Origin of the sequence: Bacteroides luhongzhouii, from assembly GCF_009193295.2 — a bacterium.
In the GTDB taxonomy this organism is placed as follows: domain Bacteria; phylum Bacteroidota; class Bacteroidia; order Bacteroidales; family Bacteroidaceae; genus Bacteroides; species Bacteroides luhongzhouii.
Window position 1 is genome coordinate 5,519,742 of sequence record NZ_CP059973.1, and the last position, 17,352, is coordinate 5,537,093.

Genomic DNA, 17,352 nt, shown 5'->3' on the forward strand with positions numbered 1-17,352 from the left:
ATCTTTGTCCCCTGTATAACCCATTAATATTTATAACAGACTGATGAAACTAAGAAATTTATTCGCCGGAATGATATTATGTCTGGCAGTTGCTTCCTGCATTCAAGATGAAGCTCAAAATGTTGAAGCAGCTATAGATGGATGCAGTGGAAACGATATCCAATTAGCTAACATTAATACTTACAGTAAAACGGTATCTATTTATGTATCCAAATCTACAGACTTATCTGCATTGGAAATCAAATTCGAACTGCCCGATGGAGCTAATATCAATCCTGTCAATGCAATAGCAAATGACGATGCTCCTAAATACGATTTTTCAACTTCGAAAGTTCCCATTACATCCGAACAAACCTTGGAGCAATATCAACGTATGTTCAAAGTTACATCTGAAAGCGGTACAACGGAAGCTGTTTATGCTATAACCGTAATAAAATCAGAACTTCCCACTGAATATAAATTTGAAAACATAGAAGATGGGAACAACAATTATCATATCTTTTATGAATTCAATCAACTAAAAGCAGAAATGCTCCAATGGGCAAGCGGCAATCCTGGGTTCAAACTTACCGGCATGGCAAAAACTCCGATGGATTACCCCACTCTTCAAACCCAAGGGTATATAGGTAAAGGTGTAAAACTGGAAACTAAAGGTACAGGAAGTCTAGGTTTAACAGTTGGTATGCCAATCGCAGCAGGTAATCTCTTCATCGGTTCATTCGAAGTAGGAAATGCATTATCAGATGCAAAAGCTGCAACCAAGTTTGGATTTCCATTTTTTAAGCATCCTACAAAACTGGAAGGATATTATAAATTCAAACCAGGAACTGAATATATAACAGGAATTGGTAAAGATGAAAATCAGAAGCCTTACATTATAACGGATCCTTCTATGAACGGTAAAGACAAAGGTGATATATATGCCATTTTATACAGAGCAGATAATGTTAATGACTTTCTGGATGGCAACCTCAACTTTGATTCCGAAGAAAAAATAGTATATATCGCTCGAATCTCTAATGAAGAAATGAAAGAGACGGATACATGGACCCACTTTAGTATACCTTTTATACATAGAAAAGAGATAGAACAATCAGCTCTTGATGAAGGAAAATATAAACTTGCTGTCGTTTTTTCCTCTAGTATAAATGGAGCTTATTTCAAAGGTTCTATAGGAAGTACTTTATGGATAGATGAAGTAACAATCCACTGTGAAGAAGACGGAGAAAACAATAAATAATAAATTAAAAAGAAATTCAGACATGAAAAAATATATATTGGCAGGTTTAGCTACACTTTTCTTTGGTATTAGCCAAATCAATGCACAATCATCCGAACACAAAGGTTTATTATGGTCCTCTCTTCATGGGTTAGACTATGAATTCAAAGCAGGGGTAAATATAGGGGGAACATCTCCCCTTCCTCTTCCTAAAGAAATCCGAAGTATAGAAAGCTATTCCCCCGGACTTGCCATCACTTTAGAAGGAAATATAACCAAATGGTTAGATGGTACAAAAAAATGGGGAGTTAGTTTAGGACTCCGTCTCGACAACAAAAACATGACTACCGAAGCCCTGGTAAAAAACTACGGAATGGAAATTTTTAATGAAACAGGAGGAAAGGTAGAAGGACTTTGGACAGGAGGAGTTAAAACTAAGGTAAAAATGTCTCTTTTGACAATACCTATCTTAGCAAATTATAAAATTAGCGACCGATGGAAACTAGTTGCAGGTCCTTATCTATCATATGTAATGGAAAGAGACTTCTCTGGACATGTTTATGAAGGACACCTTCGCTCTCCAGATGCGACCGGTGATCGGGTGAATTTCACTGGTGATAATATCGCAACCTATGATTTTTCTGAAGATTTGCGCAAATTCCAATGGGGATTACAAGTAGGCGGAGAATGGAAAGCCTACAAACATCTGAATATACATGCAGACTTAACATGGGGATTAAATGATATCTTCAAGAAAGATTTCACCACAATTTCATTCGCCATGTATCCAATTTACTTAAACGTTGGATTTGGTTACTCATTCTAAAAAGTAACTCTTCTATATCCCTAAGTGATGAAGAATCATTTAATTAGATTCTTCATCACTTAGGGATATTCAGTAAATGTTTCTCTTTTTTATAAATCAAGAGAAAAGTTTTACTTTACGTGAGCTTTTCTCTTAATTTTTTCGGGCAAATCCTCAATCTTCTATCTTTTCCATAGAATATTATTTACATATTCTTATTTTTTCTTCCCAGCCATGCATTATGTACATGTCTTTTTCAAGAGAAGTTAAAACCTCTCCTCTTTTCCTCTTATTTTAGTCCGATTATGCTGCCGTTCTTTTTTTCTTTTCGACCTTTTCTATCATACATACCGCATTAGCCGTATGTATTCCAAAGAAAATCCAAAGCATTTCCGTTTTCCTGTTTCTGGCTTTAATTCTGGCCAGTGAGTAATGTTGTTTCTGTGTTCCAAAGCTTCCTTCCAGGCGGGTAGCTCTTTCACGGCTGAGCTCCGAGCGTAAGATCTTACGAAACGGCTCATCTTTGGCAGCTCTGCCCTTACGCTTAAAGGAAGTACTTATATGATATTTTGTACAAAATTTCCGGTTGGCATTATTGGCATAGCTTGAATCCGCCGCAAGCGCCTTAACCCTAACCCCGGTCAGTTGTTGTTGCAGATGAATACAGTCTTTCAAACGTACCCCTTCGTTAAAAGCCTTAAAGGAGATATGTTCTATAAAGGAGATTCCGTCTATCTGTATATTGTTGACTTTGGCTCCGAATTCAACTGATTTGGTTTCATTGCCTCTGATAATGGGGCGAAAGTAATGCCGGTCGATACTCACGATACGGTCGGACACTTTTTTGCCTGCAAATAAACTCTTCCCTTGCTTAAGGACCGTCTGTATGACCGAGAAACGTCTTTGGTAATCAGAGGATAGTGTAAGCCTGTTCCTGTAGGATGAATGAAGCCGAGCCGTCTGGTCAAGTAACTTTTCCAATAACTGAAGTAGTCTGCGTTTAATCATACAAATCTGTGATTTCCTGCGTTTACGCAGTTTACTGTAAACAAGGCAGGCACGGCTTACATCAAGATACTTGTTACGGGGACGTTGTATGTGCAATGTCCGGCAATGTTTACACAGATGACGATGAAGCCATACAATACCTTCCCATAAGAGTTTGACATCACTAGGAAAGCGCAGATGACTTTCATAACAAGTGGCATCGGTCATACAGACATGAAATGAATATTACCGTTCAAATGTTCAATCAGCTATGAATCGGAAAAGTTGGTATAGAACTTCAAGACCATCAAGGCTATTTCACCTTCGGAAGAAAAATAACTTTTACGACCCAAAGGAGAGGACCTCAAAGCATTTGTTGAGCCACTTTTGGAAAAGGAAATAGAGCATAGAGGCGACCTAATTCACTCGTTGCAAAACTTTGACGATATTTTTTTTAACATATCGAACTCAGTTAAAACCTAAACAAGGTTCGATTTCTGAGATTTTTTATATTTTTACCATGTGTTTTTATTTTTAATTACCCCCGTTTTGACCGTCAAACCGTTTTTTTGGGGGAATGCTTAAAGATACAAAAAAGGCAACTAACTCGCAATGAATTAGTTGCCTTAAATTTTCTTATTTTAGGAATATCCCCGCTTATTTATATAGAAGAGCACCTTTTTGTTAAAGGGTCGTCTCACTAAAAATGAGACGACCTCTTCATTTTTCTCTTTCAATCAAAAAACAACTTCTAGATTATCTACATAAAGTACACTACCTGGTGCACCTGAGAAGTTATCTCCATCTTTACTAGACGAACAAACAATAGCTAACTTATATTTCTTGGAAGCATCCCAAGATTTACCATTCTTGTATTCAAAGTTAACATTAAACTCTTTATAAGCAGCCTGTTCACCTGCATCTTTTACAGAAGCTATTGCCGCAATCTTATCAGATGTCAATAGGTTAGTCCCATCTAAATGATCAGCAGAATAAGAGTCAACCTCATATAATACAGCATTCAAAGCTGGAGCATCCTTCTTTGTGTTATCTAAAGTCACTTCATGAGCTTTTGACGGTTCACCTGGAGTATTGGCTTGATAATAATCCGGGCCAGCAGCATATTTATAAAATCCTTTGAAAGATTTTGGTTCTTTACGACATATATCACCAAAATGGGTACTTTTCAAAGTATTCAAGATATTCACACTAAATACCCCATTATATACAGAACCTGACGTCACTTTGGGAACAGAAGTTATAAACACAAATCGTCCCTTTGTATCGGCAGTCTCAAGGCGCGCTGCTTTACCACTTCCAGTAGCAGTATCGTCAGTTGCAGTCACCAAATAAGCTCCAGCCTGTGGATATAAAGCATCATCTCCTGTACCATACATTGATTTAATCCACTTCAATCCTTCATTAGAAGTAGCCCATCCACGACCTGGTTCATAATATTCCTGATATTTATTAGCCGCATTGCTCGTTTCATTCTTCAATTCCCAAGGATCATCAAAACTAACTTTGAATGAAAATTCTTCAATAATATCATGTGTAATAGTATAAGTTTTTGCGGTTCCTTTCTCTGGCTTCACTTTAATCGTAGTTTTCGCTCCAGAGAAATCAATAGCAGTTCCTTTCACATAAGGCTCATCATTATAGAGAACGGTCGCTCCCTCCGAAACCTCAAAAACAGGAACAAGCTGTTTCAATTGTTCTTCCGTCGTATTCGGTGTTACATAGAACACAACATTAGTACCGGATATTTCAGGTTGAACAGTTACATTATCACTATCGAACGTCATTTTTATCAAATCCTTTCCTGTTTTTTGTAGTGGATCGGATATAAATGAATAATTTATTGTATATTTTTCCGATTTCAGTACTATCTTCAAAGTCAGAATTTTATCAGCTAATGTACCCACTATGCTATACTCAACAGCTTCTTTATTCTTATCAGCAACCTTCCCTTTTATTTCCTCAATAGAAAACGTGCCATCTACATTCTTTTTTAATCGCGTACTTTCTCCACCAATATATTGATGAGGCTTAGTAGATGACGGTGCACCTAAAGCAGGACTTAAAGGGAATGAAATATAAAATTTAGAGATTGTAACCTTGTTATATCCAGCACTTGTGAATGTAAAACCATCTGTAGGATATTGCAATGTAAATCCATCTTCTACATAATCACATGTTAACCCATTCTCTGAACGCGGATAGAAACCTGAGATTGTTTCTGAGTAATCTTTATCATCCACTTCTTTAGAAATACGAGTACCGTCAAATGAAGCTACAATATCCATATCCTCAACAGGACCACCTTCTACACTTCCACCTTTTTGAATAACATTAATATTCAAATTAGTCTTTTCATGACTTACTGTTCCTGAGACTTTAATCTTCAGATTTCCCAGCACATCATGATTCATAGTTGTTTCCGTTTCTTGTAAAACAACTTGATTTGCGTCACCACTCAAAGATATACCACTCACAACAATGTCACCTACTGAAAAATCCAAGAATGAAAAATCTCTTAATGACAGTTCGACCTTATCAGTCCCCTCTCCTTTTACAAAAATTCTTTGAGATATAGCTTCTGGAGTTAGATTTGTCCCATTCATCGAAACTTTCAAACTACCGTCGTAAGTACCGACTGTCGCATCCTGAAGTAAGGTAAAATCAGGACCAATGTTTCCCGGCTCGTCATCACCACAAGCTGTAAACAAACTTACTGAACAAATCAGTACAAATAAATACAAAAATCTCCTTTTCATTAATTCTCTGTTTAAGTTAATAATAATAATTAAAAATAAATCAATAATTCCATTTTCAAGAAAAGCAATACCGACATTCACACATCTCGTTTCTTTTAAACGGCACAATAAATATATAAACCTTAGTATATACAAGGCTATTTCATGAATTAAATAGTCTGATTTTTCTTGCTTAAAGAAGTAGTTAACATGAGGAAGAAAAGATTAAGTAGCTCATAAAAAAGCAGATACCTACCGGTCATCACAAATAAAATTTAAATATTGCGAGAATCCATAGGCGTCTGCATTCTGAATCTTTAACTTTGTAGGTTAATACAGTCGCTACTTATCATAGGAGCAAATCCTGTAAATATAATATTCAAATTCTTATTATTTCGTTCCAGTATATTGAACATTAACAGTCAATGTACCCATTACTCCTACAACGATTGGCAAATTCAAGTTATTACCTTCTACTGTAGCATTCACAATATTAACAGTACAATCGACAGGCGTGGGATCTCCATCACCAAGTGGCACCTCTATATCTTTCAAATCTTTGCTACCATTAAAAGTATATTTTCCATCTTTCTGTGTCAACGTACATTTTTCTACTTTCAAGTTACCTAAGCTTACTGGTATAACAGCTCCACCAAGACTTACATTCAGCTTAAAATCATTAATAACCACATCGATCGCATCATCACCATTCTTGACCAAAGACAATGACTTAGGTTCATTGGCAACTTCCGTTCCTCCCAGACTAACGACCAAAGTACCATTATAAGTACCAGCTACCATTTCAGAAGATGTAGCATCATCATCGTCATCACTACAAGCTGTAAACAAACTCATTGAGCTAATTAGCATTGCAAACAAAAAAAATGTAATTCTTTTCATAACCATCTCTTTATAATTAATATTTCTATACAATAGAGGAAAGCTAGAATTATCTTCCTTCTCTATTTTCTCAAAAGATAGCGCAAAGTAACGAATATTAAGAATACAATACAAGGTCTATTTTTCTTGTTTTTGTTCTATTTTTCAGGTTCATCATTCAAAAAGAAATAAAAAGTAGCATTTTATAGACTAGAAACACGCTTTTCAGGAAAAGTCAATAGTCAAAATTATAGATTGAAATGCACAAAAAATTCTTTTAAAAACGATACTCAAAAAGTAGTTATACATAAAAATATATACAATACAGCTATAGAAATCCAAAAGAGTTTAATCTACGCTACAAATATACGATGGATAAAGAAATGTCTTAAAGAACTTATCCTAAAATGATTTATTAGTGCAGAGACCTATAAAATCCTCAACTGTAATAACAATTTACAATCAAACGCATAACATAATATGATATATATATTCAATTACCCAATCTTCCTAATCTCCCGGCATCAAAACCACACCCTGCTTCTTCTTTCCATCCATCTTGACCACCATCGGTTTCTCAAAGCGGACATGACGAAGATATTTCGTTTCTTCCACCGCAGGTTGCGCATTGAGGAAGTCCTGATTATACACACCATCATTCATAAAGGCATTGATAGTGAAATATCCAACCCCGAACGAAGTCAGATTCTGAAAGAAATGTGTTCCTTGACTGGGATCTACCCGATAGTTGGTCAGTCCGGCTTCCACAATCACACGGGCAGCCGAGATATGAGGCCACTTCACAGGAATACCGAGCCATGTATCACTGCTTCCCCAACGTCCTGGACCGACAAGCACATAATTCTTTCCTTCATTCAAGAACTGTTGGTTGATCTTTTCTATCTCCCAAGCAATTGCCTGATTGTTGGAGGCACTATAATTATCGGTCTTTACATAGACCACATCATAAATATCATTCATGATACCGTGTCCCAACGAATTATATGAGCGGAGAATCACATCTTCATCCGGTATCTCGTTCAAATCTTCGTCCAGCATTTCTTTACTGTCTACGATAGGACGTATCTGTAACAGATAGAAGGTTCCGGATTTATCATGTTCGCGACTTAACGTTGCTGCAAATTCAATTTCAACCGGACGGCGCATCTCCTGTTCACCATATTTCAAGACCAACTGCAGAATACGAGCCAACGGGAAAACATCATGTTGCAGGATATTGGCAAAAGTAATCACCTTGCGCCCCCCAGGATACAGACCATCTCGGATAATCTGATCGTACGGATCATACGTAGAGGCAATATAACGCAGGGCACCATCGTTTTCCGCCTCTTTGACATGGAGTTTCAGTAAATTGAAACCATCGTCGATAGAAAAATCATGTCCGGCATTTTTTAAATCCAAAGCATAGAAACGGGTCTGGGTCTCTTTCAGAGCGATTTCCATTTCACTGGTTTGCAACACCTGATTGGGATGATAGGGAGAAAAACGAAGGGTCATACCACCGTCTACAATATATTTCCCTAATCCCAAAGCCAGATTAACCGTTCCTTCTTCGGCTTTTTCATCTCCTAAAGGATAATAATTCAGTGAACGGGCCACACCCGACATAGACGGATAATAACGGTCGCCATATTGATTGCCAACTACCTCCTGCAAGATAACAGCCATCTTTTCCTGATCGATCACATTCGAAGTAGCCTGCATATACGCTTTGCTGTCACGGAAATAGACTGATGCATACACCCCTTTGATGGCATCCGAAAGCATGCGCAACATTTCATACCGATCATCCAGATAAGGAATCATGTATGTGTTATAGATTCCTGCAAACGGCTGATAATGAGAATCTTCAAGCAAAGATGAGGAACGGATGGCAATCGGAGATTTCACTACATCGAAGAAAGTAAAGAAGTCCTCCACCAAGCGGTCAGGCAACTTTGCCTTCAGAAAATATTTCAGAATCGTAGCATCATCCGCATCTGACAGCGCAATCTGATACAGATTATTAGTGTCCATAAATTCATCAAACACATCCGTACAAAGCACCACCGTTTTAGGAATAGCAATACGTGCGTTCTCAAACTCTTCAAATTCCGGATGACGCTTCACCATATTATCAATAAACGCCAGTCCACGCCCTTTTCCTCCTAAAGAACCATCCCCGATACGGGCAAAGTTAGAATAACGGTCGAAACGGTCTCGCTTAAACACTGCCACGACTCCCTGGTTCTTCATCTTACGATACTTCACGATGGCCTCAAAGATGATTTTCCGGTGAGCATCCACATCTTGAAGACTATTCCAGGTAATCGGTTTCAAAAACTCGGCTACCGGGAACATGGCACGAGAATAGAACCAACGCGACACGTGATTCCGGCTGATATGATATAAGAAAGACTCCGCAGGCACGGCAAAAAGAATGTTTTGCAATTCTTTCAGATTCCGGACACGGGCTATCTCTTCCCCGGTATCCGGATTCCGGAATATAAAATCACCAAAACCAAAATTATCGGAGACAATACGACGCAAATCAACGTCCATCTTTTTTGAGTTCTTATCAATAAAGCTGGCACCATACTTAGCGGCATAAGAAGAGTTTTCCGATTCGGACGACTGGATAATCAACGGAACAAACGGATCGTTCTTGCGTATCTCGGCACACAGCTTGATACCTGCCAGACCGTCTTTCTCCCCCCGCTCCACTTTCGGGAAACGGACGTCGGTGATTACTCCTAATATATTATTCTGATACTTATGATAAATTTCCATTGCCTCCTGATACGTACGTGCCAGTACAATCTTAGGACGCCCGCGCATACGAAGCGTACGCTGGTGAGCATTCAAGGCCTCAGTAGAGAACTCCTGACTCTGCTTCAACACGAACTTATACAGATTCGGCAAAATAGAAGAATAGAAACGAATGCCATCCTCCACCAAAAGAATCAACTGCACACCGACTTCCTGCACATCGTGTTCCAGGTTCATCTTGTCCTCTATCAATTTGATAATAGACACCAACAGGTCGGTATTGCCTAACCAACAGAACACATATTCAAACGCGCTTAAATCTTCATTGATAATCCGTTTGGTAATACCATGGCTAAAAGGAGTCAGAATGACGATAGGAATATGCTCATATTTCTCTTTGATATGACGACCAATATCAAAACTGTCATTATCTCCTGTGCTCGGCATACAAATCACCAGGTCGAACGACATATTTTCCAACTGCGCCAATGCTTCCTCCTCTGTGGATACCTGCGAGAAACGAGGCGGATAACGCAAAGATAAAGAGGTGTATTCATTGAAAATCTTCTCATCAATGCGCCCGTCATCTTCCAGCATAAAAGCGTCATAAGGGTTGGCGATTAACAACACGTTAAAAATTCGCCTTGTCATCAGGTTGGCGAACTGTGTATCTTTGAAGTAAAGCTGGTTTAATTTATATTTACTAAGCATAAAGTCATTCTCCTTTTTTATTCCAAATCGTCATATCTCCAAAATCATGTTTCAGCAAATCGTTACTATGAATAATTGCATATTTAAATCCCAAATATTCACTACGAATATCCAACTGTTCTTTTATAACCGGATAATAATATTCTTTCTTACCTGACATATATTCATCAACAACATAAGAAAAGAAATTCATTTTTTGAATAAATTCATCATAAAATCGTTGCTCACGACAATTCCTATAAGATAGTTTTCCATTAAATAATAAATTCAATAACTTTATCGTTGAAAGTACTTCAGAAGTTCTATTATCACTATCAAATATTACTTTCTGATTAACAAAATCATTTGAATGTTCTATTATAGTTTCGATATCATATTGAGTCGGTTCTAAGATATCATCATACTTATTCGACTTTTTATTGTTACAGTATCCACAAGCTACAAATAAGTTTTCCCATGTTTGTTTCAAGTCTCCATTATTGGCTTGCGATTTAAAATGCTCTACTTGATAATCAGTTGTCAAACGCCGTTCGCATAGATAACATTTATCATTCTGATCCATCAGTAATTGTTTGCAGACCTCGTCCGTATTATAACTCTTATCTAAAGTTTGTGGCTTATCTGCATTTTTACAAATTCTAATCATCTTAATTAATTCTTATTTTGCCACTCTCTTTTCAGATCATAATATTTAGCTTTAATAGCAGGAGCAACTGCTTCCGGAATCTTATCAAAATCCTGCAGATACATTTCCAACTCACTTTTATCCGAAATAGAAAGCCGATCGGAACGAATCAATTCTTCCATCCGTTGTAAACGCATTTGAATCTCACTGGAGTCTGTACGAACACCAAAGTAACCTTCTGCTAATGCTTCATAAGAATAATCCGTTAAATCTTCAATTGGTTCACGATGCTCCAAATCAAAAGCAACAGCATTCTCTAAAGAATTAAGAATAAAAGGGGAATGAGTAGTGACAACAAACTGTATATTAGGAAAAATAGTAGTCAATATCGGCAAAATCACTCGTTGTAGTTCCAAATGAAGATGCGTTTCTATTTCATCAATCAACACAATTCCTTCTTTCTCGTATGCACGGACCACATTATTCTGTGATTGCATTTTTAAAATTAAATCGGCTACAATGTCTAATGCAGCCGAATACCCTGCTGATAGTTCGGTGAATTTAAACGACTTTCCGCGTGTTTGAATGAGGAAAGAGTAATCTTTATAATTGAAATCAAGTTCTAAGGTTGTATCATCAAATATCTGACGAAGAATATTTCGGAAGCCGACAAACCATTGACGAATATAATCAGCATCCTCTGTTTTTCCTTCATTACGAGCCAAGGCCTCTTGCACTTTACAGTCAACCATAAAATTCAAGAACTGATCTACTTTATTATGTTTCAGATCAGTCTTCATCTTCAAATCCGGCTTAACAGGATTCTTAGGTTCTACAAAAAGAGACTTACGTTCATCAGCATAGTAGGCTATAATAAAGTTCTGACTAAAAAAATCCTTAGAGATGGAGTATATATCATGGAATGAAAGTTCTACTTTTCCATAAACTTCTTCAATCCAAGTTTTATATAATTCAATACTATCTTGGTTAGATATTATTTTCTGTGAATCACCTACAACTTTATATTGCTGTAACCGTGTTCGGCAAGACTCTAAATGTTTCTCATAATCTAAAAAGCTCAATGTCTTATCATTACAAACCTGACTTAAATGCTCCACAATTGCATTCAACAAAATAGTCTTACCACTTCCGTTCTTTCCCGTAATAATCAGATGTTTTTTTTCATTTTCAGAGATTGGTATACAAAAGTTCTCCAAATGAAAAATATGATTAACCTTGATACTCGTAATAAAATTACCCATAGTCCTTTATACTTGATGATTACTTTTGCAAAGTTAATTCTTTAAATCTCATTTTCCATCATCTTCTTTATAAAGTTTACTTGTTTATCTCTTATTATTTTGTAGATTTGTAACTTTAAGTTTATTCAAAAAGACTTTTTATTCACATGAAAAAAGTAACTTTATTAATGAGTGGAATCATGGTGATATCATGCGCTCCCCAACAAAAAAAGCTGGTCTACCCCGAGACGGCAAAGGTAGACACTGTAGATGTGTACTTCGGCACACAAGTTCCCGACCCTTACAGATGGTTGGAAAATGACACCAGTGCAGCCACTACTGCCTGGGTAGAAGCACAAAACAAAGTAACGAATGAGTATCTTAGCCAGATTCCGTTCCGCGAAAACCTGCTGAAACGATTGACGACACTGGCCGATTACGAGAAGATCAGTGCCCCGATCAAAAAACATGGGAAGTATTATTTCAGTAAAAATGACGGTCTGCAGAACCAGAGTGTATTCTATGTGCAGGACTCACTGGACGGCGAACCGCGTGTTTTCCTCGATCCGAACAAGCTCTCGGACGACGGAACAGTGGCACTGACCGGTCTTTATTTCTCAAACGACGGCAAGTACACCGCTTACAGTATTTCACGCAGCGGTTCGGACTGGTCTGAAATTTATGTAATGGATACCGAAAGCGGAAAACTGCTGGAAGACCACATCGAATGGGCCAAGTTTACCGGTGCCGCCTGGCAGGGAGACGGTTTCTATTACAGTGCCTATGATGCGCCGACCAAAGGAAAAGAGTTCTCTAACGTGAATGAAAATCACAAAATCTATTATCACAAAATCGGTGAGCCACAGTCAAAAGATAAACTGATTTATCAGAACCCTGCTTATCCGAAACGTTTCTACACATCAAGCACCAGTGAAGATGAACGGATTCTCTTCCTGACAGAATCCGGCGCCGGAAGAGGTAACAACCTGTTTATACGGGACCTGAAAAAGCCGAATTCACCCTTCATCCAACTGACTACAGACCTCGACTACCAATATTATCCGATTGAAGTTATCGGCGACCAGATTTATATTTATACCAACTACGGCGCACCGAAAAACCGAATTATGGTAGCTGACATCAACCGTCCGAAATTGGAGGACTGGAAAGAGCTCGTACCCGAATCGGAAGCTGTTCTTTCAAATGCGGAAGTGATCGGTGGCAAACTATTCCTTACTTATGACAAAGATGCCTCGAACCACGCATACGTTTACGGTCTCGACGGTAAACAAATTCAGGAAATCCAACTGCCGTCACTCGGTTCCGTAGGCTTTAGCGGCAACAAAGACGACAAAGAATGTTTCTTCGGATTCACTTCATTCACCATACCGGGTGCTACCTACAAATACGACATGGATCAGAACACCTACGAACTATACCGTGCCCCGAAAGTACAATTCAACTCGGATGATTTTGTGACCGAACAAGTATTCTTCGCCAGCAAAGACGGCGTAAAAATTCCGATGTTCCTTACTTATAAGAAAGATTTGAAGAAAGACGGCAAGAACCCTGTATTCCTCTACGGATATGGCGGCTTCGGCATCAGCCTCAACCCGGGCTTCAGCGCCACGCGCATTCCATTCCTCGAAAATGGGGGTATCTACGCACAAGTAAACCTGCGCGGTGGTAGTGAATACGGTGAAGATTGGCACGTAGCCGGAACTAAAATGCAGAAACAGAACGTATTCGACGATTTCATCTCTGCCGCCGAATATCTGATCGACCAGAAATATACGAATAAAGATAAAATCGCCATTGTAGGAGGTTCCAACGGTGGTCTGTTGGTAGGTGCCTGCATGACACAGCGTCCTGACCTGTTCCGCGTAGCGATCCCGCAGGTAGGTGTGATGGATATGCTCCGCTATCATAAATTTACTATCGGCTGGAACTGGGCTAGTGATTACGGCACAAGCGAAGACAGCAAAGAGATGTTTGAATACCTCAAAGGCTACTCTCCACTGCACAACCTGAAACCGGGCACGAAATATCCGGCAACACTGGTCACTACAGCCGACCATGACGACCGTGTAGTCCCTGCCCACTCATTCAAGTTTGCCGCTACCCTGCAAGCTGACAACGACGGTACCAATCCGACACTGATCCGTATTGACAGCAAAGCCGGGCATGGCGCAGGCAAACCAATGGCCAAAGTACTGGAAGAACAAGCTGATATTTACGGATTCATCATGTATAATTTAGGAATGAAACCAAAATTCTAAAGCGACACTTCCTATTTATAAACACATAGAAGCCCCGTAACCTGTATTTTACATTACAGGCTGCGGGGCTTTGTGTTTTTCAGCAGAAGAAATTGACATTTTATCATTATTTAATCAAAATATCTGCATTAAAACAAGCAACTTTGAAAAATTTTCCTATATTTGCAGTGAATTAGTTGACATTTTATCAGAATTAACCTTTTAAAACATAGTATCATGAACATCCAGAAAATCATGTCCTCTTTGGAGGCTAAGCATCCCGGTGAATCTGAATATCTTCAAGCAGTGAAGGAAGTTCTTCTTTCTATCGAAGATATATACAATCAACATCCTGAATTTGAAAAAGCTAAAATCATAGAAAGATTGGTAGAACCCGACCGTATCTTCACTTTCCGTGTAACGTGGGTGGATGATAAAGGTGAGGTACAGACCAACCTCGGTTATCGCGTACAATTCAATAATGCGATAGGCCCTTATAAAGGCGGTATCCGTTTTCATGCTTCCGTCAATCTTTCCATTCTGAAATTCCTCGGTTTCGAACAGACATTCAAAAATGCACTGACCACGCTGCCTATGGGTGGTGGAAAAGGGGGTTCCGATTTCTCTCCGCGCGGTAAGAGTGATGCCGAAATCATGCGTTTCTGTCAGGCCTTCATGCTGGAGCTATGGCGTCACCTCGGACCGGATATGGATGTACCTGCCGGTGATATCGGCGTAGGCGGACGTGAAGTGGGCTATATGTTTGGCATGTATAAGAAACTGACTCGCGAATTTACAGGTACATTCACCGGTAAGGGATTAGAATTCGGAGGCTCGTTGATTCGCCCGGAAGCTACCGGTTTCGGTGGTCTGTATTTTGTAAATCAGATGCTACAAGCAAAAGGTATTGACATAAAAGGTAAGACAGTCGCTATCTCTGGCTTCGGCAACGTTGCATGGGGAGCAGCTACCAAAGCTACCGAACTGGGTGCCAAGGTGATTACAATTTCCGGCCCGGACGGATATATCTACGATCCGGATGGTATCAGCGGTGAAAAGATAGACTATATGCTCGAACTTCGTTCTTCGGGTAATGACATTGTTGCACCTTATGCAGAACAATATCCGAATGCTACCTTTGTAGAAGGCAAGCGCCCGTGGGAAGTGAAAGCAGACATCGCGCTTCCTTGTGCTACCCAAAATGAATTAAATGGAGAAGATGCCCAAAATCTCATAAAAAATGACGTACTTTGCGTCGGAGAAATTTCCAACATGGGATGTACCCCCGAAGCAATCGATCTCTTCATCGAACATAAGATAATGTATGCTCCGGGTAAAGCGGTCAACGCAGGCGGTGTTGCCACTTCCGGTCTGGAAATGTCTCAAAACGCAATGCACCTAAGCTGGAGTGCTGCCGAAGTGGACGAAAAGCTCCATGCAATCATGCACGGCATCCATGCACAATGCGTGAAATACGGCACGGAACCCGACGGATACATTAATTATGTGAAGGGTGCCAACATTGCCGGATTTATGAAAGTAGCTCACGCAATGATGGGACAAGGCGTTATTTAGAAGACTTTGTTTAGTTGTATTTGTATTTGTGGTTTGCGCTGCTCGCCTCCTGTGACAGGACGCGGGTGGCGCTATTTTTTTGAGATTAACATTATTTTCGCTGGAATTAATTATCTTTGTGGCATGATAGGTTAAATAATGGTTTGTGAATTTGTTATATCAGATAAACAACTCACAACTAATAATTTACCATTGATAGTTTTGTAATTAATAATCATGTAATAAATAAAAAATGCTACAACCCGAATTGAAATTTCGCCGTGACAAGATTCGCAGTCTGATGGTGTCACAGGGCATCGACGCCGCACTTATCACTTGTAATGCAAATTTAATTTACACGTATGGCTGTGTAGTCAGTGGCTATCTTTACCTCCCTCTTCATTCGCCTGCACTATTGTTTTTCAAACGCCCTAATAATATCACAGGAGAACATTCGTTCTCGATTCGCAAACCGGAACAAATCCTTGACCTGTTGAAAGAACAAGGATTGCCGATGCCAACCAAACTGATGTTAGAAGGTGACGAGCTTCCTTATACGGAATATTGCCGTCTGGCCAGCCTGTTTCCGGAAGCAGAAGTTGTAAATGGCACCCCGTTGATCCGCCAGGCACGCAGCGTGAAAACACCTGTAGAAATTGAGATGTTCCGCCGTTCGGGCATTGCCCACGCCAAGGCATACGAGCAGATTCCAAGCGTATATCGCCCCGGTATGACGGACATCGAGTTTTCCATTGAAATAGAACGCCTGATGCGTCTGCAAGGTTGCCTCGGAATTTTCCGGGTATTCGGACGCAGCATGGAAATATTCATGGGTAGCGTACTGACCGGAGACAATGCCGGATACCCCTCTCCTTATGATTTTGCTTTAGGTGGACAGGGACTTGATCCTGCTTTGCCGGGAGGAGCGAATAAAACTCCGCTAAAGGAAGGTCAGAGCGTTATGGTGGACTTGGGAGGCAACTTCAACGGCTACATGAACGACATGAGCCGTGTATTCTCAATTGGCAAACTGCCAGAAGAGGCTTACACCGCCCACCAGGTTTGTTTGGATATTCAGGAAAAAATTGCTTCCATTGCCAAACCGGGCATTGCTTGTGAAGTGCTCTATGACACAGCTGCCGAAATAGCCAAAGAAGCCGGATTTGCCGACAAATTCATGGGAACAGGACAACAAGCCAAGTTTATCGGCCACGGTATCGGACTCGAAATTAATGAAGCTCCGGTATTGGCTCCCCGCATGAAACAACCATTAGAATCGGGCATGGTCTTTGCCCTCGAACCGAAAATCGTTATTCCGGGTGTAGGTCCGGTAGGTATTGAAAACTCTTGGGTGGTAACCAACGAAGGAATAGAAAAACTGACGAACTGCAATGAAGAAATCATTGAATTAAGTTGAACAAGTGCGGTTTTAGATTAAAACCAGCTCGTTTCGGTACGCTTATGAACTGTTTCAGCCTATTCTGACAAGGGTATATACTCATTGCAATGAGAAAAAATTCTCATAGTAATGAGTATTTTTTCTCGTTA

10 protein-coding genes and 1 pseudogene are annotated in these 17,352 nt (G+C 39.5%); 5 read left to right on the forward strand and 6 right to left on the reverse strand.

From position 1 onward, the window contains the following. The first annotated feature begins 43 nt into the window (after positions 1–43). Together GD631_RS21140 and GD631_RS21145 are read left to right on the forward strand one after the other, a co-directional pair. A complete protein-coding gene (locus GD631_RS21140; RefSeq protein ID WP_143257920.1) occupies positions 44–1,240 on the forward strand; it encodes a PCMD domain-containing protein in 1,197 nt (398 codons plus the stop codon). Between the two features lie 22 nt (positions 1,241–1,262). Then, complete coding sequence (locus tag GD631_RS21145; protein ID WP_143257919.1) at positions 1,263–2,045, forward strand: porin family protein; 783 nt, start codon at positions 1,263–1,265, stop codon at positions 2,043–2,045. 282 nt (positions 2,046–2,327) lie between these two features. On the opposite strand, the pseudogene GD631_RS21150 reads toward GD631_RS21145, so the two are convergent. The 6 genes and pseudogenes from GD631_RS21150 to GD631_RS21175 all read right to left on the reverse strand — a co-directional run bounded on the left by GD631_RS21150 (position 2,328) and on the right by GD631_RS21175 (position 12,013). Next, a pseudogene (locus GD631_RS21150) lies at positions 2,328–3,515 on the reverse strand (DDE transposase). 233 nt (positions 3,516–3,748) lie between these two features. Then, positions 3,749–5,869, reverse strand: a complete 2,121-nt coding sequence (locus tag GD631_RS21155) for a PCMD domain-containing protein (protein WP_143257918.1) — start codon at positions 5,867–5,869, stop codon at positions 3,749–3,751. Between the two features lie 288 nt (positions 5,870–6,157). Then, the gene (locus GD631_RS21160; RefSeq protein WP_185911533.1) at positions 6,158–6,622 is read right to left on the reverse strand and encodes a calycin-like domain-containing protein; all 465 of its coding nucleotides are present in this window, start codon (positions 6,620–6,622) and stop codon (positions 6,158–6,160) included. 534 nt (positions 6,623–7,156) lie between these two features. After that, positions 7,157–10,126: a PEP/pyruvate-binding domain-containing protein gene (locus GD631_RS21165; protein ID WP_143257916.1), complete on the reverse strand. Its 2,970-nt coding sequence runs from the start codon at positions 10,124–10,126 to the stop codon at positions 7,157–7,159. Between the two features lie 4 nt (positions 10,127–10,130). Further along, positions 10,131–10,772 carry an HNH endonuclease gene (locus GD631_RS21170; RefSeq protein WP_143257915.1) on the reverse strand — a complete coding sequence of 214 codons (642 nt, stop codon included), beginning with the start codon at positions 10,770–10,772 and terminating at the stop codon, positions 10,131–10,133. Between the two features lie 5 nt (positions 10,773–10,777). Continuing rightward, entirely contained in the window at positions 10,778–12,013 is a 1,236-nt protein-coding gene (locus tag GD631_RS21175; protein ID WP_143257914.1) for an AAA family ATPase, read from the reverse strand. 146 nt (positions 12,014–12,159) lie between these two features. Here GD631_RS21175 and GD631_RS21180 point away from each other — a divergent pair, with 146 nt between their 5' ends. The 3 genes from GD631_RS21180 (at position 12,160) to GD631_RS21190 (ending at position 17,221) form a co-directional block, all read left to right on the forward strand. Beyond that, on the forward strand, positions 12,160–14,271 hold the full coding sequence (locus tag GD631_RS21180) for a prolyl oligopeptidase family serine peptidase (RefSeq protein WP_143257913.1): 2,112 nt from the start codon (positions 12,160–12,162) through the stop codon (positions 14,269–14,271). Between the two features lie 216 nt (positions 14,272–14,487). After that, the gene (gene gdhA, locus GD631_RS21185; protein ID WP_008024724.1) at positions 14,488–15,825 is read left to right on the forward strand and encodes an NADP-specific glutamate dehydrogenase; all 1,338 of its coding nucleotides are present in this window, start codon (positions 14,488–14,490) and stop codon (positions 15,823–15,825) included. A gap of 232 nt (positions 15,826–16,057) precedes the next feature. Next, on the forward strand, positions 16,058–17,221 hold the full coding sequence (locus tag GD631_RS21190) for a M24 family metallopeptidase (protein ID WP_143257912.1): 1,164 nt from the start codon (positions 16,058–16,060) through the stop codon (positions 17,219–17,221). Positions 17,222–17,352: the final 131 nt, after the last annotated feature.